This is a genomic window from Aquicella siphonis, from assembly GCF_902459485.1.
GTDB classification, from domain to species: Bacteria; Pseudomonadota; Gammaproteobacteria; order DSM-16500; family DSM-16500; genus Aquicella; species Aquicella siphonis.
On the sequence record NZ_LR699119.1, the window covers coordinates 1,592,510 to 1,613,969 of the forward strand.

The following is a 21,460-nucleotide window of genomic DNA, read 5'->3' on the forward strand; positions in this document are numbered from 1 at the left end:
ACAACCACTCACCGTTTGCGCGCGAGTGTTAAACCGTCGCCTATAGGCACCATGCTCATGCTGACCCGTTCATCCCTGTAGACCCGCTCGTTCAATTCACGGATGGAATTCGTATCCATATCCTGGTTTTGATGATTGGCGACTTCGCCGCTCCACAAGACATTATCTATGGCAATCAAACCGCCTGGACGCAGCAATTTCAATGCAGCCTCATAGTAATGTGAATAATTACTCTTGTCCGCGTCGATAAAAGCGAAATCAAAGGTTTCACTCTCTCCATTCGCCGCCAGTTGCCGCAATGTTTCCAATGCCGGCGCGATGCGCAAATCGATTTTATTCGCCACACCCGCCTGCTCCCAAAACTCTCTGGCAATCCGGGTCCATTCCGTGCTGATGTCGCAAGCCACTACCTTCCCCTCCGGAGGAAGCGCCTGCGCCACCACCAGAGCGCTGTACCCGGTAAACGTGCCAATATCCAGGGTCTTTTTCGCTCCCATCAATTCTATGAGCAGCGACATGAACTGGCCTTGCTCCGGTGAAATCTGCATCCTGTACTGACTGAGCTTGTGCGTTTCCGCGCGCAGCCGCCTGAGAACAGCATTTTCACGCAGTGATACTTTAAGAAGGTAGGAGTAGACATCGGGCGTAAGATTGAGCGTTTCTGCGGACATGATGATTTCCTTTTTGGCATGCTGTTGTAATAATGAATTTTTTTTAAAATATTCCGGTCAGGCTTGATGTTGGTTTCAGGTTACAGGATGATATAATGATTGGTAAGAATTGGATAGTAACTATTGAGGAGTGAACCATGTCATTAATTCTGTTGCTGATTATTTTAGCCATTATCGGCTTTGTCATTTTGACGTATAACCGCCTTATCGCGCAGATTGAAGCCGTACGCAATAACCAGAAACAGATAGACATCCAGCTGGATCGTCGTTTCAAGGTTTTTGAATCCCTGATTAATGTCGTCAAGAAATATATGGATTACGAACAGACGACCCTCAAGGATGTGGTTGCCCTGCGCAACCAGGCTAATCAGGCGCAGGCCAGCGGCGATGAAAAAGGCCGCATCGCGGCGGAAAACAAGATTTCCGATATCGCCACACATCTGAATGTGGTATTTGAACAATACCCGGATTTAAAAGCCAACCAGAATGTGATGCAGTTGCAGGAAGAAATTGTCAGCACGGAAAACAAACTGGCTTACGCCAAGCAGTCTTTTAATGACAGCGTCGAAATCTATAATGCGAATAAAAAATCGTTTCCCGCCTCCGTCATTGTGGGCGCCTTCCGCAGCAAACTGGACTTTGACTTCCCTTATTGGCAATTGAGTGAACAGAAAATCGCCGAACAAGAATCTTATACTGTTAAATTATAACGGCGGCACAGATTGACTATGCCAGATCATCTTGACCAATACACCGCCTCATCAGCGGACTGGCGCAAAACACTGCGCCAGAATAATTTTCGCACGCGCATCGTGATTGCCATGTTTTTCCTGATCTATTGCGGCATAGGCATGCTGGTAGACATGTATATGGCGTCCTCATTTTATCCTCAGGCCAGTCTCAGCCAGCTGTTTCATGCCTTGATCACGTTCCAGATTTTCCCCCTGGCAACCACTATCATGCTGATCATCGCCGCGGTTTCCCTGTTCGTGAGTTATGCGCTTTATGACAGACTCATGCTGCTGGGAACAGAATATCATGAGATCACCCCCGCCTCCGCGCGGAATGTCACTGAACAGCAGCTTTATAATGTCGTGGAAGAAATGAAAATCGCTGCGGGGCTGCGCTACATGCCTAAAGTTTTCATTATAGACGCCGACTACATGAATGCGTTTGCAAGCGGATACAGCGAGAAATCCGCCATGGTCGCCATCACTCGCGGCCTGATGGAAAAACTTAATCGCGATGAATTGCAGGCGGTCATGGCGCATGAATTAAGCCATATCCGTCACCTCGATATCAAACTGACATTGACTGCCTCGCTGCTCGCCAATCTATCCATCATGGTTTTGGACATATTTTTTTATAACGCGATTTTTTCAGGCCGCCGCAGCTCTGACAATCGTTCGCGCAATTCCCTGGCCGCCATTATTCTCATTTTACGTTACCTCTTGCCGGTTATCAGCGTTTTGCTGCTGATGTATCTGAGCCGCACTCGCGAACTCATGGCGGATGCCGGCTCGGTGGAACTCATGCGCACGAACCAGCCTCTCGCAACAGCTCTCATCAAAATTTCAGACGATCACAATCGCAACCGGGATCGGTACGCCAGCATGTATCAACGTACTCCGCATGAAAATATTCGCCGTGAATCCTATATCTATGACCCCATGGAAGCCGGCATCAAATCCATGACATCGATCAGTGATATTTTCTCCACCCACCCGACACTGGAAGCAAGACTGGCTGCGCTGGGATTTAACAAAAAATCCTGATCGTGCATTTTCTCATGCTCCACATTGTCACACTTCCTGCCGCATGCTAATATGCAATCTTTCATGGAACATGGACGCATCAACCGCACATGGAACGTCTGAAGCTGTCTATTGCTGTCTTCATTCTGTTGCTTCCCAGCCTGAGTCTAGCCGCCCCTTATTACGGTGCAACCTTATCTTACACGGCTGTCGCCAAAGAACCACCTTATCTTCACGGATATCAGTTCATGTTCAATTACGATCCGGATTGTTATAAATGGCGTCAATTCAATTTATACTTTGATGCCGGATTTTCTCATTTCTGGATTACGAATACCTCTTATTACACAACCCTCAATATTTATTCCGCGGCACCCGTCATCCGCTATACCTTCAAAAAGCGGGGCCTTGTACATCCCTATCTGGATCTCAGCATCGGGCTGGCGTATTTCAATCATACCCATCTTGACAACCGTAACCTGGGCATTCATTTTGCTTTTCAAGACCGCATTGGTCTGGGAGTATTTCTGGGACAGGCGAAACAGTTTTCTGTGGGAATACACGCTGTCCACTATTCCAATGCGCATCTGTCCGACCATAACTCTGGAATTTCCATACCACTCGCGCTGGATATCAGTTACCGCTTTGGCTAAACCTGAAATGGCAGCGCCACAGCGGACACATCAGGACAACCGCCAGTGACGTCATAATCAGCCGCACAAATGCATGCTTTTAATTAAATGGATAACAAGATAAAGGGGCCATGGACAATCAGCATACCCGGAACCGGACTGATAATCTCAATGCCCCTTTTGATTAAGTGCAAGCGTTAGCCAGAACGACCTACCGGCAATGAAAATGTAACGCCGATTGAATCCGAAGCTAATACCGCTCCGCCTTTGCCATTCGTTAAAACATAGGCGACTGTCAGGTCGGGTTCGGTCAGATTTGAACTCGAATAATTGCAAGACACCCGGCCAGATGTGCTGTCATATTGCACACTTCTGTTGTAATAGCTTGATAAATTTGCAGGCGTATTAGGTGAAAGTACTGCGGATTTAAAATAAACCGGAAACTGCCCCTGGTTTTCTATGGTTTCCATCCCGTATCCAGCGGCGTAATCACCAAAATTGGTGATGACATTTGCGCCATTGTTCGTTCCGGGACACTGGACAGTCACTCTGATCCCGGCAGGGTCAGCATAAACAGAAAACGGTGAGATGGCGAGTATGGAGACACCTAGAACAGCGGCAAGCGAGATCTTTCTCTTCATTTAACCTCTCCTATATGTTTGCGAATAAATAACAGGGTTTATTTTTATTTGAAATCAAAACCATTCTAACGGCGACCTGAAGATAATCAATAGCCGCGCCGCCAAAAAGACTCTCTGTTTGAGCGCCTGAATATTTCTTGTACTGGACTTTGGTCATTTTCAGCATACCGTCACGAACTGCCCATCCTGAACAGAACGAAGGACAACAAGCTGGTTCCGCGACCAGGATCTCCTGACAAAAATAATCAAAGTCCGGATGCTTAGACTCGCTGTTATCCCGCATTTTCTGTAAGATATAATTTCTTGTTGAGTAATTTTGATCATGCATAAACGTATTTCCATCAAAAATCATTATCACGAGATTCAGCTGATCGTTCGTCGCTCCATGCTGGCATTACTCGTGATCTGTCTCATGATAGGATTGCTGATTTTCCGTCTTGCCTATCTGCAAATATATAAAAATGAACTCTATACCACCTTGTCGACAAAAAATGCGATTGATCTTGTTCCCGTAGAACCGACCCGCGGACTGATTTATGACCGCAAGGGTATTTTGCTGGCTGAAAACATACCTGTCTTCAGCCTGGATATCATTCCGCAGCAAGTATCCGATCTGCAAAAAACCTTGGCGGCACTAGACAAGATCATAGATCTTAGTGACAGCGACATCTCCCAATTCAAGAAACAACTCAAGCAGCATCGCCGATTTGATGAAATTCCGCTCAAGCTGCGCCTGTCAGACGAAGAAGTAGCCCGATTTACAGAAAACCAGTACCGGTTTCCTGGTGTATTGATCAGGGCCCGCTTGATGCGGCGCTATCCTTATGGTGAAAGCTTCGCCCATGTGCTGGGGTATGTGGGACGCATTAATACCCAGGAGTTGAATGAAATTGACCAGATCAACTATAGCGCCAGCCATTATATCGGCAAACTGGGCATTGAAAAATTCTATGAAGATGAACTGCACGGCAAGGTCGGCTACGAGGAAGTCGAAAATGACGCCAGCGGAAAACCTATACGGGTATTAAAAAAAATAAACGGCCTGCCCGGCAAGAACATCTATCTGACCATAGACAGCGGTCTTCAGTTCGCTGCCGAAAAAGCCTTGCAAGGGCATCGCGGGGCCATTGTCGCCATCCAGCCAAAAACCGGCCAGGTTCTTGCCATGGTGAGCCAGCCCTCCTATGATCCCAACCTGTTCGTACTGGGGATCAGCCAGAAGGACTACAACGATTTACAGCATTCTGAAGACAAACCTCTTTATGACAGGGCCTTGCGCGGTCTTTACCCTCTCGCTTCCACCATCAAACCTTATCTTGCCCTGGAGGGATTGCAATCCGGGATTGCCAATCCCGAATACTCCTTCAATGATCCTGGCTGGTTCAAACTTCCCAACAGCACGCATATCTTTCATGACTGGCGGAAAAACGGCCATGGAAGAGTCAATCTCCCCAAGGCCATAGCGGTTTCCTGCGACATTTTCTTTTACGAATTGGCATCCAAGATGGGCATACAGCGTATTGACGATATCCTGACACAGTTTGGATACGGAGCGCTGACGGGAATTGACCTCAATGGTGAACTGGCCGGCATCGTTGCTTCCCCGGAGTGGAAGCGCAAAAACAAAGGCACGCGCTGGTATCCGGGTGACACCGTGATTTCCAGCATAGGCCAGGGCGATATGCAGGCAACGCCGCTGCAGCTGGCTTCCGCCGTGGCTACCATGTCCAACCGCGGAAAACGCTTCATGCCTTACCTCAGGCTGGGCGAACAAATGCCGGGACGGGAATATATTCCGCAACAGCCTGTCCTGCTGGATCCTGTCAGACTGACCGATGAAAAGTACTGGGATATAGTCATTAACGCCATGCAGGATGTTGTCGCCTCACCACAGGGAACGGCCTATTCTCAGTTTGGACGCAACTACTCTTATACCATCGCGGCCAAGACCGGCACGGCGGCGCTTTCCAAGCGACGCAACCCCAATGAGGAAGACAAGCAGGAAAACGTGCCCGAGCGGCTGAGGGATCATCATCTTTTCGTTGCCTTCGCCCCGGTGGAAAACCCCAAAATTGCTCTGGCCATCATTACGGAAAATAGTAACAATGCCATAGAGGCTGCCCGCGCCATTTTCGATTATTATTTAGGAGGTCAACAACGTGTTGATCGACAATCTCAGAATCAAGCTGAAAAAGCCCGGACATGACACGAGTTATCGGTCTTTCATGCAATACATCCATATCGATGGAACACTGCTCGCGTTCCTGATGCTGTTATGTTCCGCCGGTCTCATTGTGCTCTATAGCGCAAGCAATCAAAAAGTGCACTCTATCGAATTTCAAATCATGCGGCTGCTTTTCGCCTTCGGCGTCATGGTCGTTTTCGCGCAAATATCCCCTTTTGCGTTACAGCGCTGGGCGCCCTGGATTTACACACTGGGTCTGATTTTATTAATCCTGGTCTTGATCACCGGACACATTGGAAAAGGCGCCCAGCGCTGGATCAATCTGGGATTTATGCGCTTTCAGCCCGCTGAAATCATGAAGCTTGCCATCCCGCTCACACTCGCATGGTATTACCATAAAATTGACTTGCCTATTACCCTGCGTTCCGTGCTGATCGCCATCCCCATTATTCTCGTGCCCGCTGTCCTGACCGCCAAGCAACCTGACCTCGGGACGGCTATCCTGCTCACCATCGCGGGCGCAAGCGTCCTGTTTCTCGCGGGACTAAGCTGGCAGATCATACTCTCGTCTCTCGTCTCCCTCGCCGCATTCGTACCCTTCGCCTGGTATCTCCTGCATGACTACCAGCGTCAGCGCGTCCTGACCTTTCTAAATCCGGAGCGCGATCCGCTAGGCGCGGGATACCATATTATCCAGTCCAAGATCGCCATCGGTTCAGGCGGTATTTTTGGCAAGGGTTGGTTAAACGGCACTCAGTCCAACCTGCACTTTCTGCCGGAACACACCACGGATTTCATCTTCGCCGTCTGCGGCGAAGAATTCGGGTTTGTCGGCACGCTGATCCTGATTTTTCTCTACATGCTGGTCGTCTTCCGCGGGCTATATATCGCCATCAACGCGCAAGACACTTTTTCCCGCCTGCTCGCGGGCAGCATTACTCTCACTTTTTTTATTTCATTTTTTATCAATATGGGTATGGTAACAGGTATACTACCGGTGGTAGGCATTCCATTACCTCTTGTCAGTTATGGCGGTTCGTCCATGGTGACGGTGATGGCGAGTTTCGGTATTCTGATGTCTATACAGACGCATAGAAAACTAGTGACCACATAAGGGATTGATTCATGCTCCGATTAGTCATGCATAACTTCTGTCTGGCTCTGCTGCTGTTTCTGAGCTGCCAGGCAACACTCTCCTACGCTGATGACGCGTTCGTGAACCGCAAGGACGTGCAGGAATTCATCCAGAAGATGGTCAAACAGCACAACTTTGACAAGCAGCAGCTGGTCACGATTTTCAGCGCGGTCAAACTCCGTCCCCAGGTCATCCGGCATATCAACAAGCCCCTGGAAAAAGAACCCTGGCGTCTTTATCAAATGCTGTTTGTCAATGAATGGCGCATAACCCATGGCGTTGAATTCTGGAACAAGTATGCTGATGCCTTGCAGCAGGCAGAAAAAGTTTTTGGTGTCCCCGCCAGCATTATTGTCGCCACGATAGGCATAGAAACCCGGTATGGACAAAAAGTGGGGGAATACCGTGTCATAGATTCTTTAAGCAACCTGGCCTTCAGCGACTCCCCAAGAGCGGGGTTTTTCCGCAAGGAACTGGAACAATACCTGTTGCTCACACGGGAAGAAAACCTGGATCCGATGAAAATCATGGGCTCCTATGCCGGCGCGATCGGGCAGCCACAATTCATGCCCAGCAGTTATCGCCACTATGCCGTGAATTTTTCAGGCACTGGCAGGACCGATTTAATGAATGACGAAGTGGATGTCATAGGCAGTATCGCCAATTACTACCGTAAACACGGCTGGGCCACTAACGAACCCGTGGCCGTGCAAGCAGTGGTCATGGGAGACCGCTACAATTATCTGATGCGTGACAGCCGTCCCAATCAGCCTTATAAATTATCCGAGCTCGCCAAATTTGGCATCGTTCCCAAGATCCAGGTCCAGCATGACAATCTCAAGGTGAAAGTCATTGAACTGGATAACCGCTACAGCAAGGAATACTGGCTGGGTTTCCGTAATTTTGACGTCATCAAACGCTACAATCAGAGTGACTTGTATGCCATGGCAGTCTATCAGCTGAGCTACTACATCAAAACACTGAGGAATCGATTGAACAAGGAATAAAGGATTAAAATGACCAGTTTCATTATTGCAGCGCGTCAAGACGGCGCGGCTTCTTTCTGTGCGTCTTCGGGGTCCCGCAACCCTGTTTCTGCGATATTCGCGTCGGCAGGAAAAATTTTTGTCTTGTTTTGCGTGGCCTTGCTTACCAGTTGCAGCCACATGAAAAAAAGTGACGGCCCGCCTGATTTTTACGTGGATGAAACCAAAATTCCCAACGCGGTCCCTAAACCCGAGCCGTTGGCCAAGTATGGCAATTACAAATCCTATGTCGTACTGGGCAAACGTTATTACACTTTACCGACCAGCAAAAACTATGATGAAATCGGCACGGCTTCCTGGTACGGCACCAAGTTTCACGACCGCAAGACATCCAGCGGCGAACCCTATGACATGCTGGGCATGACCGCCGCGCATAAAACACTGCCCTTGCCAACGTACGTTGAAGTCACCAACCTGAAAAATAATCGTTCCATCATCGTAAAAGTCAATGACCGCGGGCCTTTCGAATCAAACCGCATCATAGACCTTTCCTATGTGGGAGCCAAAAAGCTTGGCATGCTGGGTCATGGAACCGCGAAAGTCAGGGTGAGAGCTATTAATCCCTATACGTTTGGCGGCAATGAACCCTTTTTCGCTGATGCCAGCCGCCCATCCGGGGCACAGCCCATGCGTGTCAAAACCCAGCTTGCCGCCGCTTCGACCCGTTATGAAAACCCGTCATCCGCTTCGAGACAGATATACCTGCAAGTGGGCGCGTTCCGAAACAAAATGCATGCCGTACGCCTGCAACAGCAGCTCAGTTCATTATTCACCATGCCGGTCAGGATTCTCAATCCATCAGAAAATGGCAGTTTGTATCGTGTAAAAATAGGGCCATTCCAGGATATCGCCTCCGCGAACAGGCTCACACTCCGGCTGCGAGGAATGGGAATTACTCCGAATAAAACTTATGGTGCCTGATGATCCATTTGCTCATATCCATAGTCGGCATACTGATCACGATCATTTTCGTCATAGGAACACATGAGAGCGCGCATTTTATCGTCGCAAGATGTGTGGGCGTCAAAGTCCTGCGTTTTTCCATCGGATTTGGCAAGACCTTGTGGCGCTGGCATGACCGCAAAGGCACTGAATACGTCATATCGCTTATTCCGCTGGGCGGTTATGTGCGCATGCTGGATGAAAGTGAAGGCAGCGTTTCCAGTGAAGAACGGCATATGGCATACAATACACAGCCATATTACAAAAAATTTCTTATTGTGGTCGCCGGTCCGCTCACAAATATTTTTTGTGCGTTAATCTTGTATTGGATAATTTTCATGATCGGGTTCACCACGGTGAAGCCGATGATAGGCACGGTCAATCCCGGCTCGATTGCCGCCCAGGCGGGCCTGCGAAACGGGCAGGAAATTATCCAGGCCGATAATCATGCTGTTTCTTCCTGGCCCAGCCTGATATTACGCCTTATTGCTCACGCCGGCGATCAGGACCGCATGCAAATCACGGTTGCCAATCCGGATAGCCACACCCGGGAAACCCGTGTGCTGGATTTATCACACTGGCAACTGGACGGATTAACGCCTGATCCCCTGGCAAGCATAGGCATCACGCCGTATACGCCTGACATACCCTTGGTCATTGGCACCATAGCCGATCGGTCTCCGGCGGCCAAATCAGGCCTGCTTCTGAACGACAAGATTCTGTCTATCAATCAGAAACCCGTTGCCACCTGGGATGAGTTCATCACGTTTATTCTGGAACACCCGGATAAAACCCTTGCGTTTACTCTGGAACGAAAAGGCAAAATCCTCACCATTCCGGTCACCACCGGGCACCAGCGCAACCTGTTATTTCAAAAATCCGGTTTTCTGGGCATAGGACCGCAATTCACCTGGCCTGCCGATCTGTTGAATAAAGTCCAATACGGACCTCTTGCCGCCATTCCGCATGCGTGGCGACAAATTTATGATTTTACCTATTTCAATTTCCTGCTGGTCGGCAAACTCATCACCGGAAAGCTGTCGCTGCAAAGCCTGGGCGGTCCCATTACAATTTTCGATACCGCCGGTACCGCGCTGAATTACGGATTTCTCGCCTTCATTGGTTTTCTCGCCTTTCTGAGCATTTCCATAGGCGTGATTAACCTGCTGCCCATCCCCGGACTTGATGGAGGACACTTGTTTTTGCAAACCATAGAATTCATCATCCGCCGGCCCGTGCCGGAAAGCATGTTGTCGGTGCTCTACCGTCTGGGTTTTTCACTGATTATCGTGGTGCTCGCCATTTCGCTGGTCAACGATTTACTGCGCATGTATTAAGTCATTTCAGTCAAAAGATTTCGATAATGCCCCATCATTTCACTCACAACCGTGGTCTTAAAGCATGGTATAAAACCATACCTCTCCATTGAAGCTCTTGCCCTCTGCGCTCATTCCATCTATATTTCACCTGCACATAGGGGAGCCTGGAGCCAGGCTGAGAGGTCCCGCCGGGGACGACCCTAAGAGCCGGAAACGAGCCGGCTCGCAACCTGATCCGGATAATGCCGGCGGAGGAAGCGGTGAAAACACCCGATATTACTCTTCATAATCTGACACTGACTTATGCCGGCACGCCGGTGTTCACCGATATCAATCTGCATTTGCCCGCCGGCCAATGGACCGCGCTGCTGGGCCAGAGCGGTATAGGAAAAAGTTCACTGTTGCGCGTCATCGCGGGGCTCGCCACTCCGGCCGGGCAACTTCAAGGCAAAGTCAGCGCAGACAACGGGCTGCCCGTCAGTAGTCAAATCGCTTACATGGCACAGTCTGATTTACTTCTGCCCTGGATGACCGTATTGGATAATGCCGCCCTGGGCGTAAAACTGCGCGGAAAAAAAAATGGCGGCGCGCCAAGACAGCGTGAACAAGCCCGGTCTCTGCTGGAAAAAGCAGGCCTGGGAGAGTCATTGCATCTCTATCCGCGGCAATTGTCCGGCGGAATGCGTCAACGTGTCGCTCTGGTGAGAACCCTGATGGAAGATAAACCAGTGGTCTTGATGGATGAACCGTTTTCAGCCCTGGACGCCATTACCCGGTTTAAACTGCAAGCGCTGGCCGCGGACTTATTAGAAAACAAGACGGTTTTATTTATTACCCATGATCCTGGCGAGGCGCTGCGGCTGGGTCACGTCATATATATCATGCGAGGCCGGCCAGCGGGATTAAACCTGGCCGCAGCGCCGCGTGCGCCTCTGCCGCGCGACCCTGCAGATCCGGAAGTGACAAGCCTGCAATCCTTTCTTTTCAACGAATTGACACGCGCGGCGGGAGAATAAGATGAAATTATTCTTGCGCGGATTACTGATTTTCACGGTCCTGACACTTGTGTGGCAAGCCGCGGTGATGACAAGCCATATTCCTGATTATCTTTTGCCTTCACCATGGCAAATCTGGATCACGCTCTGCCAGTCCTACCCCCTGATTTTATCTCAAGCCTGGCCCACCCTGCTCGAAACCCTGCTGGGATTCAGTCTTGGCATTTTATTCGGATGTCTGGCCGGATTAATGATTACCTTTTTCCGCCCGCTGCGAGCCTGGTTCTGGCCACTGCTGATCGTCAGCCAGGCTGTCCCTACTTTTGCAATTGCCCCTTTGCTGGTTATCTGGCTGGGATATGGGCTGGCCTCCAAGGTCGCCACCACCGTGCTGATGGTATTTTTTCCCGTTGCCAGCGCTCTGCATGACGGATTGCGGCACACGGAATCCGGCTGGCTGGACCTTGCCGCAACCATGAATGCCAGGCCCTGGCGGGTTTTTTGGCATATACGCCTGCCCGCGGCGTTACCCGCGCTCGCCTCCGGCATACGCATCGCGGCCGTTGCCGCCCCTGTAGGCGCAATCATTGGTGAATGGGTAGGCGCGAGCAGCGGGCTCGGGTACTTAATGATCAACGCGAATGCGCGCATGCAAATTGACATGATGTTCGCCGCCCTGACAGGTATCATGGTACTCGCTTTGAGTTTATATTATCTTGTTGACAGGCTGCTGCGCGCGCTGATCGCGTGGGACACGCCGCCAGCCTGACAAGCGGCATAACGACATGACATCCTGAATGACTCACTGGAGAACCGAGATGAAAAAAATTACCTTTCTTGTTTTATTTCTCTTAGCTTCCGTGATCCATGCCGCAGAACCATCGGGGCAAAAACTGACGGTCTTGCTGGACTGGTTTCCCAACCCTGATCATGCGCCGCTGATCATTGCCAAACAACAGGGTTACTTTCAGGAACAAGGCCTGGAGGTAGAACTGATAGGCCCGGCGGATCCCACTGACCCGCCCAAGCTGGTCGCGGCCGGCAAAGCCGATATCGGTATCACCTACGAACCGGAATTCATGGAGCAAGTGGATGAAGGACTGCCCCTGGTAAGAGTAGGCACCTTGATAGACAAGCCTCTCAATTCGCTGGTCGCGTTAAAAGACACCGGCATCCAGTCGCTGGCGGACCTCAAAGGCAAGCGCATAGGCAGCAGCAACGGCGGACTGACAGGGGTCATGCTGAAAGTCATGCTGTTAAAAGCCGGCCTGTCGGACAAAGATGTTGAACTGACCAATGTGCGTTACAATCTCGCGCAAGCCCTGCTGACGCACAAAGTGGATGCCGTCACCGGCATCATGCGCAATTATGAAGTTCCCCTGCTGGAATCCGGCGACCAGAAAGTGGTGGCTTTTTTTCCTGAAGACAATGGCGTGCCCAATTACAGCGAGCTGGTTTTCATCGCTCATACCAAAAACATACATGATCCGCGTTTTTCGCGTTTTCTTGCCGCCGTGAAAAAAGCAGTCGCCTACCTGGACAAACATCCACAGCAAGCCTGGGAAGGATTTGTCGCGCAATACCCCGAAGCAAACAATCGCGTGAATCGCGAGGCCTGGTTTGCTACAATGCCTTATTTTGCAGAAGACCCTGCGGGTTTTGACAGTAAAGAATGGCTACAATTCGCCGAATTCATGCAAAAGAACCAGTTAATCAAAAAAGTCCAGCCTGTGTCGCGTTACGCAGTCATTATCCGCTAGCTGGAGTTTTTCACATGCGCCGCATATGAGCGTAAGGAAAAATCCATGAACATGATGTACGCCCTGCTTGGATTGAATGTCAGCATGCTGATTATCCTGGCGTTTCTAACCGTCAGACAGCTTATGGCGAGTTCAAACAGCGAGCAAGCCGGTCAGCGTCTGGAAGAAAACCTGACGCAGCTCGCCAGACAAAACCAGATTACTGATCAGCAGCTGCGGGAAAACCTGTTGGTCAACTTCAATAATCTGCAACAGGCGATACTGGTCAAACTGAGCCATGCCCGTCTGGAACAGACCCAGCAGTCCGGCGAACTCAAGGAACAATTGCAACAGGCTTTCGCCAGTCACCGCGCGCGCTTCGATGAGCGCCAGATGGACACACTGAAAGTGCTGCAGGATACCCTGCAAAAAGGCGTACAGGAAAACCGGCAGCAAGTGAAAGAATCCCTGACTGATTACGCGAAAGAATTAGGCGCGCGCGTGTCCCTTCTTGCCCAGACCACGGAAACAAAATTGCAGGAAATCAATCAGCAGGTTGAAAAAAGACTCGCCGAAGGATTCGAAAAAACCAATGAAACATTTGGTGACGTGATCAAGCGCCTGGCGTTGATTGACGCCGCGCAGCGGAAAATTTCCGAATTATCGGACAGCGTGATGAGCCTGCAGGAAATCCTCAATGACAAACGCTCGCGCGGAACCTTCGGCGAAGTACAACTGTCCGCCCTGATTCACAACATGATTCCCGAACAGCATTTCAGCTTCCAGCACACGCTAAGCAATCACCGCCGGCCGGATTGCGTGCTGTTTCTGCCCGAACCCAGCGGCAATATCGCCATTGACGCCAAGTTTCCCCTGGAAAATTTCCGGCTTTTGATTGATTCGTCCCTGCCGGACGCGGAAAGACAACAAGCGGAAAAGCAATTCAAAACTGATATACGCAAGCATATTCAGGATATTGCGGATAAATACATCATACCCGGCGAAACGTCAGACGGCGCTGTCATGTTTATTCCTGCCGAAGCCGTGTTCGCAGAAATTCACGCCCATCACGCCGACCTGGTGGATTTCGCACAAAACGCCAAAGTCTGGATGGTGTCCCCGACTACCATGATGGCCATACTCACCACTGCCCGCGCCGTGCTGAAAGACGCCGCAACGCGCAAGCAAATGCATGTCATACAGAAACATCTGAATATGCTGGCCATGGATTTCGAGCGCTTCCAATCGCGTATGGACAATCTTGCGAAACGCATTGCCCAGGCGCACACCGATGTGGACCAGATCCACATTTCTTCCCGAAAAATCACCCAGCGTTTCGTTCAGATAGAAAAAGCCGACCTGGATGACCCGGACAGCGAACACCTTCTCATTCCTGATATTTCGCCGGAAATCCCTGTCAATGAAAATGGCAGCGGCGGTGATACGGACATTTCACAGCAATCTGCCTGATGAAACAGGTTTCAATTTCCCGTTCGCAGCGAGAAGCGCCAGGCCCTTAGAGACGGACGCTTCACGCCCTCCTCAGGGCAACGGGTTTAGTATTTTCCGTTCGTGGTGAGGGGCCGCGCAAGCGGCGTCTCGAACCCTGAACGGGATATACAACATGATTGCAAGAGCTTCTCCGCAAAAATCCCGCAACACATGTTAAGCATTCCTTAAGTCTTCTCTAAGAGTCTCTTAATCAATGCAATCTATACTGTCCTCATTCAGAACCATGACATCAATCACCATCAGGCGGCAGACAAATGCAAAGATCCAAGATTGATACCTCAGTCAAAAAACCAGATATCACCGATCACATCATTGAACTGGAAGACGTGCTTGTCAAACATGTGATTTCACAAACTGAAGCATTACAAAAAGCATTACTAAAAGAGCTGGAAACCAATTATGGTGAACAATTAAAAGAAGATCACCAACCCAGCCTGTTTGATCCGCACAAAACCAGGCATATGAAAAAATCCAGAATGGCAAAGCTTCTGCGATCCGCTTGCCAGGCACGCATCTATTCATTAGCCGATGCGAAAAAATTTATCGCCCTTTTCCAGGCTTGCGAAAAATACAACAGTGATATTGACCCAAAAGGCGGCTGCGTCGCCCGCATCCTGAATACCTGCTCCAGCGATATTCGCGACCTCGACTCGGAAATCTATGGTGTGCAGCTGGCAATACAGCACATAGAAGAATACATGATGACCATATTGTGTCACATGAAAGCGCGTGAATTGGCTGCGGTAGATACTCGTCCCTATCAATACCACTCCGAAGAAATTTCCCGCTTCACAGACATTGTGATCAAGGAGTTTGAACGAAATTTTCAGACCCTGACCGGCATCACTGATCAAGCAGTTTTAAATGAAATTGCAACCCAAAAAGTCCGAGGATTTCTGGATGAACTCAATAACGCCATTTTTGAATTCAAACAGAAAATGGTATCAGCGCCGGAATTCATGCATAACGGCGCTCTCACTTCTACTCACACCACTACTCGCATCACAGAACCATGCTCCAGCCTGAAACAAGCTGAGACGGCACGTCACATTATTGAATTACATATGCTGCCTTATTTAATCCGCTTGAAACCTAGCGATGCAAGCAATCTGACCCTGGATGACAACAACGCGTATAACCGATTCATCGTGTTCAAAGCCGTGATCGCCATGTTCGCTGGATACTTGAAGTTTGAAGAAAAGGAATTTATTGTAAGGCGTCATCAGGAACTGATGAAAGATAACCAGGCACGACTTGCCCCGCAAGAATTTTCCAGGAAAATTACCTGGTATGCGAACAGTCTGGAAGAAAAGCTGGTGGATACCACGCCCACACTGAAATTATCTGCGATAGAAAGCTTTGCAAAAATGCTGGCGGACCAGGCAGCCAGAGAGGATGAAGAAATTGAGAGAGAAATTGCAAAAGCCACCGGCAAACGATATGTTCCGCCGCGCAAGAAAACACCTGAACATACCTATGTAAACTACAAAGATCCACTGCGCACCTATACTTTCATCAAAAGCCTGGAAGATGTATTGTTTGAAACTTCACCTTTGACAGCTGAAGCCGTTTGCAAGGCTCTGGACAATAAACTGGAGAGCCATTTAACCGATGAACTGAGAGATTCCACTCTGGATTACGAAATGCGCAGCACACTCAATGAGTGGAAACGACAGTTGCGGCATGTTTTCGCGGAACTTAAGCGGGAACTGGTCAATGCCGAAAAACTGTTAAACGGCGAAACTGCCAGCGATGATGCGGGCTTGAAGACTGATGTGACCCGTCGTGCCGTCGAACTCGTATTACGCCCTGTCGCGCCCGAGAATATTTATAAGAGCGACCCAAACTCAAGCTCACCGCTGGCGTCTCCACCTCTGACGGAACATCTGGATAGCAGCCAGTCAAACTGTACTTATTCCAACGGGTTACATTGATACTGGCTCAAAGCAAGAAAGGGTATTTTTGTGCAAAACCTGCGCTTAAATATCCATTAAGCAGGGCTCTTGGTTATTAGATTGATTTTTAGTATAATAAGCCTTAATTTAATGTGCACTTTATGAACTGGGAGGAAAAATGAGACTTATAATCATGACTGCTGTCGCTATGCTGGCAAGCTCCCTCACTTTTGCCGATACTGCATCATCTGGCTCAGGCAAGAGCTCAACCCAGCTTAAAGCACTTGGTTCCGCTTTCAGATCACATTCCACCGTTGTGCCAACCATTAATCCCAATGATATTACCATGGGATATGCCGGTGAAGATGTGGCGCGCAAGATTACCACCGCCGCCCAGATCGCGCTCTGATTCCGCTTGCGCTTTACCGATTAACAAAAACCCCTTTATGAGGGGTTTTTTATTTCCGGCTTCCCGCACAATCCTTCACCGTCTTACGCCATTCACAATACATTCCGCAACAGGTGCAAAAGACCGGCGGTGAGCACGGCTGGGACCATGACAATGCAATGCCTGGATATGCGCCGCTGTGGGATACCCCTTATGCGCGGCAAAACCATATTGCGGATATCTTTTATCCAGCAAGAGCATCAATCTGTCACGCAGCACTTTGGCGACTATGGATGCCGCGCTGATGGCAGGTTCGGATTCATCTCCCCTGATGATAGCCTGCACCGGGCAGGAAAGTCTGGGACAACGATTCCCATCAATTAACGCCATTTCAGGCCGCATAGACAGCTTGTGAACCGCGCGCTGCATGGCTAGCAGCGATGCCTGCAAAATGTTGAAAGTATCTATTTCAGCCACGCTCGCTCTCGCCACAGACCAGGCCAGCGCCTGTTCGCGGATTTGCTGAAACAATTGCTGACGCCGCAGGGGAGACAGCTTTTTGGAGTCAGCCAAGCCAGCGATAGGACAAGCTGGATCAAGAATGACCGCCGCTGCGATGACTGGCCCGGCCAGCGGTCCGCGGCCCGCTTCATCCACGCCCGCGATCAGCCTGGTCCGAAAGGAATTGTCTGTAATCGGTTTTGACAGTCCCTGCATGCGCTATCCTTGTCTGGTTAATCAAGATATCCTGGCGCTGTTCCGGAATAAGTTATCCCGCTTCTGCCACCGCCGCGGGATTAAAGTCCGCCGCCGGGGCTGCCGCAGGCCGCTCCAGCACATGACGCACCACAAAACGCGGACGCTTTCTGACTTCCTGATAAATACGTCCCACGTACTCTCCCACCACTCCCAGGCCAAACAATACAATGCCCAGCAGAAAGAACATGATCGCAAACAGGGTAAAGACACCTTCGACCTCAGGCCCGACGATCAAGCGGCGCAGCATCAGGAAAGTCACAAATATAAAACTGCACATGGAAATCAGGAGGCCTATCATGGTGAAGACTTGCAGCGGAAACACAGAAAAGCCGGTCACGAGGTCAAAATTATAGCGTATCAATTTGTAAAAATTATAACTTGACGTGCCCGCACTGCGTTCAGCATGGGCCACACCCACTTCAGTGGGACGAGAGGCATAAGTCAACGCCAGAGCCGGAATAAAAGTACTGCTTTCGCCGGTCGAGGCCATTAAATCAACAATGTTACGGCTATACGCGCGCAGCATACATCCTTCATCCTGCATTTTTAATTTAGGCATCATCCAGGCGCGAATTTTGTTGTGCCATTTGGAAACCTGCAGCCGCCACCAGGAATCCTGACGATTTTCACGGTAAGTATTGACGACATCATGGCCTGCTTCCATGGCGGCAACCAATTTGCCGATTTCTTCAGGCGGGTTTTGTAAATCCGCATCCATTGTGATCACAATTTGACCGCGAACTCGTTCAAACCCCGCCATAATGGCCATATGCTGGCCATAATTGCCGTTGAATTCAATGACACGTATCTGGTCTGGACGGCGATGATGCAAATCCCGCAGCATTTGACCTGACTGATCAGTGCTGCCGTCATTTGTCAGAATGATTTCATAGGGTTTGCCCAGTTTATCCAGGGCGCCAGTTAGCCTGGCATATAATTCTTCTAGCACCTCCTGCTCGTTATGAACCGGTATAACTATGCTAATATAGGGATTTTGCACCATGTTGATAACCTGTGTTAAGACTTTTCGTGCGCAATTATATTATGATTATCTCAACGAAAATAGCCCAAAGTCAGATTTATGCACAATAAAACAATACGTGAAATTTTTCAGCGGTTTCGCGCGGCCAATCCCAAACCCACCACGGAACTGGTTTATCATAATCACTTCGAATTGCTGGTCGCGGTCATTTTATCCGCGCAAGCGACTGATAAATCAGTTAACAAGGCAACAACAGCCCTGTTTCGGACAGCAAACACACCGGAAAAAATGCTGCAGCTGGATGAACGAGGATTAAAAACATATATCAAAACCATAGGCCTTTACACTTCCAAGGCAAAGAATATTATAGCCACCTGCAAAATTCTGATAGAGAATTATGGATCAAAAGTTCCCAGACGCCGCGAAGATCTGGAATCCCTGCCTGGCGTGGGGCGGAAAACCGCGAATGTGGTTTTAAACACTTGTTTTGGCGAACCTGTGATCGCAGTGGATACCCATATATTCCGGGTTGCCAATCGCATCGGCTTGGCGAAAGGAAAAACACCGCTGGAAGTTGAAAAGCAGCTGCTCAAGAACATACCGGATGAATTCAAGCATGATGCTCATCACTGGCTGATATTGCACGGCCGTTATGTCTGCATTGCGCGTAAACCCAAATGCCCCGAATGCCTTATCCGGGATTTATGTGAATATAAAGACAAGACACCGCCTGAACAATTAACGTAGGAGTATTATTTATGTATACCAATAACCGTGATGACTATCGGCTGGTTTTCTTTACTACCTGGGACAAATACCAGAAAAAACTGCCGTTGGAACCGGTTGAAGCCCAATTGATAAAAGTCATCCTGCAACACCCTGAGTATCACGCACTTCTGGGAAAGGCGGAAGCATTTCAAAACCAGGAATTTGCCCTGGATGAAAATCCATTTTTTCACATGAGCCTGCATCAGGCGATCCACGACCAACTCTCTCTCGATCAACCGCAAGGCATCCGACAGATACAACAGCAATTGCTGGCCGAATACAAGGATGATCACCAGGTCCAGCATCTCATCATGCAATGCCTGTATTCCATGATGTATCAGTCCCAGCAATCAGGCGTCATCCCGTCAGATAGCGAATATCTTCAGAAGCTGCGCTCGCTGATACAAGCATGACACGCATGATCGTTCCGAGGAATGACAAACAGATTTGGAAGCTGAGGGATTTGAAAACTGATGTCCCGCGCTTCGCTCACGGGACACAGTATTATCGTGACAACCTCCCGCGGTCAAGCCGCGGGAGGCCGGGGTAAAGCGTGCAAAAGCTCTAGAAATAATAATCAAACTGAGCGGTTACAGCATTGTCAGCCTTGCCGGATTGTGTAACAAAAACAGGATTGCTTGCGCTTGCACCTGCTCCCGTAGCTTGATCGCTGGCGGCATACAGGCGATCATGCCTGAATTCCAGGCTCTGCAAGGTATTCCTCAGTAACGAAGTATTGAATACCACAGAAGTCCGTGTCAATGGAATACCCATGGCCAGGGCCTGGTTTGACTTTCCATATCCTACGCCAATAGAGCTGGGCTTGTTATCAAAGATAGAGAATGAATACGCCGCTTCAAGATCAAACGCGCTGGGTTTGGCGCCATGATTGTTATAAGACATATCCATGGTGTTGAACCGGGTTGACGCAGTCACAAATTCACCGATCAAATCCACATGATCACCTACACTCAAGGCTGCGCGCAAATTATAACCAGGGACACGATGATCAATTTGTTCGGCATACTGGAAGCCGGTTCCCAGCTGCATACCGACCGAATCCGCGATATTGGCAATCACGCCGCCGCCCACGTTGCCTTTTACAAATCCCGCGTCAAACTTGTAGCCGAGATTGATACCCCCATTATTCACTTTAGCCACGGAATTGGCGTGAGTGTCACCACGGAAGATATAGGCTGCGCCATAGAACGCATTAGTAGACTGCTGCTGCATGCCTACCAGAATCGAGCGCGCCTTGGTACGGGTCAACAGCTTGGTCAGTGTATCGCTTACCATCACGGATGAATAAGTACCAAATGGAACATAAAACTGGCCGAACGAAGCATAAAACGGAGAGCAGAGCAAATCACCCAGCGTGACGAACGCCTTGTTGACATAAAGCCGTGAATTGCCGGTACGGAAGTTGCTGGTGGAAACAAAGACATCTCCCATGGGGTCGCCATTATTATAACTGAATTCCACAAATCCCAGGATCCAGTCGCTGGGGCCCAGGATAGTCGCATCCAACGATACGTTGGTCACATCGATATCCGTTGTACTGGGAGCGCCGCCGTGATTGGTATAATTTGCCTGGCCTTCAATGACTCCGCTGAACAGCAAATGGGAATGCGTGGGAATAAAACCATTTGTTCCGCGCAAGGCTTCAAGCTGTTGAAGAATATTTTTACGGATAGTCAGCAATTGCACATCCGTATTCACACTGGGACTGTTAACAATCAGGTTGGAACCGGCAAACTGGATATTCGTTCCCACGTAAGGGCCGGTAGAAACATACGCCTGTCCCGGCACATCAGGGTCAAAGGGGAGATACTCACTGTGTGCAGCTTCCTGCTGGATCAGCTCGGCTTGCGTGCTCGCAGCGCCGGATTTCTTGCTGGATACACGCACCGTCTTGTTATTCGCAACCTGGGTTTTGAGTGCCGCGACTTCTTTTTCCAGTTTGGAAACGGATGCTTCTAGTGACTGGTTGGTCGCCGCGAACACAGGCATGGCTGTTAATCCAGCCAATACCATGACCGCCGTAAGAGGTGTTAAATAGGTTTTCATCTGGATTGCTCCTTGTTGTTATTTTCTATT

At 49.6% G+C, this 21,460-nt stretch carries 22 protein-coding genes; 16 read left to right on the forward strand and 6 right to left on the reverse strand.

Annotated elements, in window-relative coordinates; all coding sequences use genetic code 11:
• Nucleotides 1-8: 8 nt before the first annotated feature.
• Nucleotides 9-671 carry an O-methyltransferase gene (locus AQULUS_RS07455; protein WP_148339444.1) on the reverse strand — a complete coding sequence of 221 codons (663 nt, stop codon included), beginning with the start codon at nt 669-671 and terminating at the stop codon, nt 9-11.
• A gap of 137 nt (nt 672-808) precedes the next feature.
• On the opposite strand from AQULUS_RS07455, the gene AQULUS_RS07460 reads away from it, so the two are divergent.
• The 3 genes from AQULUS_RS07460 to AQULUS_RS07470 all read left to right on the forward strand — a co-directional run bounded on the left by AQULUS_RS07460 (nt 809) and on the right by AQULUS_RS07470 (nt 3,078).
• On the forward strand, nt 809-1,381 hold the full coding sequence (locus AQULUS_RS07460) for a LemA family protein (RefSeq protein ID WP_148339445.1): 573 nt from the start codon (nt 809-811) through the stop codon (nt 1,379-1,381).
• Nucleotides 1,382-1,399: 18 nt separating this feature from the next.
• Complete coding sequence (gene htpX, locus AQULUS_RS07465) at nt 1,400-2,446, forward strand: zinc metalloprotease HtpX (protein ID WP_148339446.1); 1,047 nt, start codon at nt 1,400-1,402, stop codon at nt 2,444-2,446.
• 89 nt (nt 2,447-2,535) lie between these two features.
• Nucleotides 2,536-3,078: an acyloxyacyl hydrolase gene (locus tag AQULUS_RS07470; RefSeq protein WP_148339447.1), complete on the forward strand. Its 543-nt coding sequence runs from the start codon at nt 2,536-2,538 to the stop codon at nt 3,076-3,078.
• A 176-nt stretch (nt 3,079-3,254) separates the two neighbouring features.
• Here the strand turns inward: AQULUS_RS07470 and AQULUS_RS07475 are convergent, their stop codons facing one another.
• On the reverse strand, nt 3,255-3,698 hold the full coding sequence (locus AQULUS_RS07475; protein ID WP_148339448.1) for a hypothetical protein: 444 nt from the start codon (nt 3,696-3,698) through the stop codon (nt 3,255-3,257).
• Nucleotides 3,699-3,708: 10 nt separating this feature from the next.
• The gene (locus tag AQULUS_RS07480) at nt 3,709-4,026 is read right to left on the reverse strand and encodes a hypothetical protein (RefSeq protein ID WP_148339449.1); all 318 of its coding nucleotides are present in this window, start codon (nt 4,024-4,026) and stop codon (nt 3,709-3,711) included.
• On the opposite strand from AQULUS_RS07480, the gene mrdA reads away from it, so the two are divergent.
• From mrdA to AQULUS_RS07535, 11 genes are all read left to right on the forward strand, one after another.
• Nucleotides 4,021-5,904 (forward strand): penicillin-binding protein 2, encoded by a 1,884-nt coding sequence (gene mrdA, locus AQULUS_RS07485; protein WP_148339450.1) that lies wholly within the window; start codon nt 4,021-4,023, stop codon nt 5,902-5,904. The two genes, AQULUS_RS07480 and mrdA, sit on opposite strands and share 6 nt — an antisense overlap.
• A gap of 19 nt (nt 5,905-5,923) precedes the next feature.
• A complete protein-coding gene (gene rodA, locus AQULUS_RS07490) occupies nt 5,924-6,997 on the forward strand; it encodes a rod shape-determining protein RodA (RefSeq protein WP_148340312.1) in 1,074 nt (357 codons plus the stop codon).
• 11 nt (nt 6,998-7,008) lie between these two features.
• On the forward strand, nt 7,009-8,025 hold the full coding sequence (gene mltB / locus AQULUS_RS07495; RefSeq protein ID WP_148339451.1) for a lytic murein transglycosylase B: 1,017 nt from the start codon (nt 7,009-7,011) through the stop codon (nt 8,023-8,025).
• A 9-nt stretch (nt 8,026-8,034) separates the two neighbouring features.
• Nucleotides 8,035-8,985 (forward strand): septal ring lytic transglycosylase RlpA family protein, encoded by a 951-nt coding sequence (locus AQULUS_RS07500; protein ID WP_148339452.1) that lies wholly within the window; start codon nt 8,035-8,037, stop codon nt 8,983-8,985.
• Nucleotides 8,985-10,343, forward strand: a complete 1,359-nt coding sequence (gene rseP / locus AQULUS_RS07505) for an RIP metalloprotease RseP (RefSeq protein ID WP_148339453.1) — start codon at nt 8,985-8,987, stop codon at nt 10,341-10,343. Before AQULUS_RS07500 ends, rseP begins: the two co-directional genes overlap by 1 nt.
• Before the next feature lie 242 nt (nt 10,344-10,585).
• Nucleotides 10,586-11,341, forward strand: coding sequence for an ABC transporter ATP-binding protein (locus tag AQULUS_RS07510; protein ID WP_232051855.1), 756 nt, complete (start codon nt 10,586-10,588; stop codon nt 11,339-11,341).
• A 1-nt stretch (nt 11,342) separates the two neighbouring features.
• The gene (locus AQULUS_RS07515) at nt 11,343-12,089 is read left to right on the forward strand and encodes an ABC transporter permease (RefSeq protein ID WP_148339455.1); all 747 of its coding nucleotides are present in this window, start codon (nt 11,343-11,345) and stop codon (nt 12,087-12,089) included.
• Nucleotides 12,090-12,138: 49 nt separating this feature from the next.
• Nucleotides 12,139-13,080 carry an ABC transporter substrate-binding protein gene (locus AQULUS_RS07520; protein WP_148339456.1) on the forward strand — a complete coding sequence of 314 codons (942 nt, stop codon included), beginning with the start codon at nt 12,139-12,141 and terminating at the stop codon, nt 13,078-13,080.
• Between the two features lie 45 nt (nt 13,081-13,125).
• Nucleotides 13,126-14,529, forward strand: a complete 1,404-nt coding sequence (locus AQULUS_RS07525; RefSeq protein WP_148339457.1) for a DNA recombination protein RmuC — start codon at nt 13,126-13,128, stop codon at nt 14,527-14,529.
• Between the two features lie 296 nt (nt 14,530-14,825).
• Nucleotides 14,826-16,505: a hypothetical protein gene (locus AQULUS_RS07530; protein ID WP_148339458.1), complete on the forward strand. Its 1,680-nt coding sequence runs from the start codon at nt 14,826-14,828 to the stop codon at nt 16,503-16,505.
• Nucleotides 16,506-16,659: 154 nt separating this feature from the next.
• Nucleotides 16,660-16,875, forward strand: a complete 216-nt coding sequence (locus AQULUS_RS07535; RefSeq protein WP_148339459.1) for a hypothetical protein — start codon at nt 16,660-16,662, stop codon at nt 16,873-16,875.
• 75 nt (nt 16,876-16,950) lie between these two features.
• Here AQULUS_RS07535 and rnhB read toward each other — a convergent pair whose 3' ends face one another.
• Both rnhB and AQULUS_RS07545 read right to left on the reverse strand, forming a co-directional pair.
• Nucleotides 16,951-17,571 carry a ribonuclease HII gene (gene rnhB, locus AQULUS_RS07540; protein ID WP_148339460.1) on the reverse strand — a complete coding sequence of 207 codons (621 nt, stop codon included), beginning with the start codon at nt 17,569-17,571 and terminating at the stop codon, nt 16,951-16,953.
• A gap of 52 nt (nt 17,572-17,623) precedes the next feature.
• A complete protein-coding gene (locus AQULUS_RS07545) occupies nt 17,624-18,616 on the reverse strand; it encodes a glycosyltransferase (RefSeq protein WP_148339461.1) in 993 nt (330 codons plus the stop codon).
• Between the two features lie 78 nt (nt 18,617-18,694).
• Here AQULUS_RS07545 and nth point away from each other — a divergent pair, with 78 nt between their 5' ends.
• Nucleotides 18,695-19,342, forward strand: a complete 648-nt coding sequence (nth, locus tag AQULUS_RS07550; protein ID WP_148339462.1) for an endonuclease III — start codon at nt 18,695-18,697, stop codon at nt 19,340-19,342.
• Between the two features lie 11 nt (nt 19,343-19,353).
• Nucleotides 19,354-19,776: a DUF1841 family protein gene (locus tag AQULUS_RS07555; RefSeq protein WP_148339463.1), complete on the forward strand. Its 423-nt coding sequence runs from the start codon at nt 19,354-19,356 to the stop codon at nt 19,774-19,776.
• A gap of 151 nt (nt 19,777-19,927) precedes the next feature.
• On the opposite strand, the gene AQULUS_RS07560 is transcribed toward AQULUS_RS07555, so the two are convergent.
• Nucleotides 19,928-21,430 (reverse strand): LbtU family siderophore porin, encoded by a 1,503-nt coding sequence (locus AQULUS_RS07560; RefSeq protein ID WP_148339464.1) that lies wholly within the window; start codon nt 21,428-21,430, stop codon nt 19,928-19,930.
• Nucleotides 21,431-21,460: the final 30 nt, after the last annotated feature.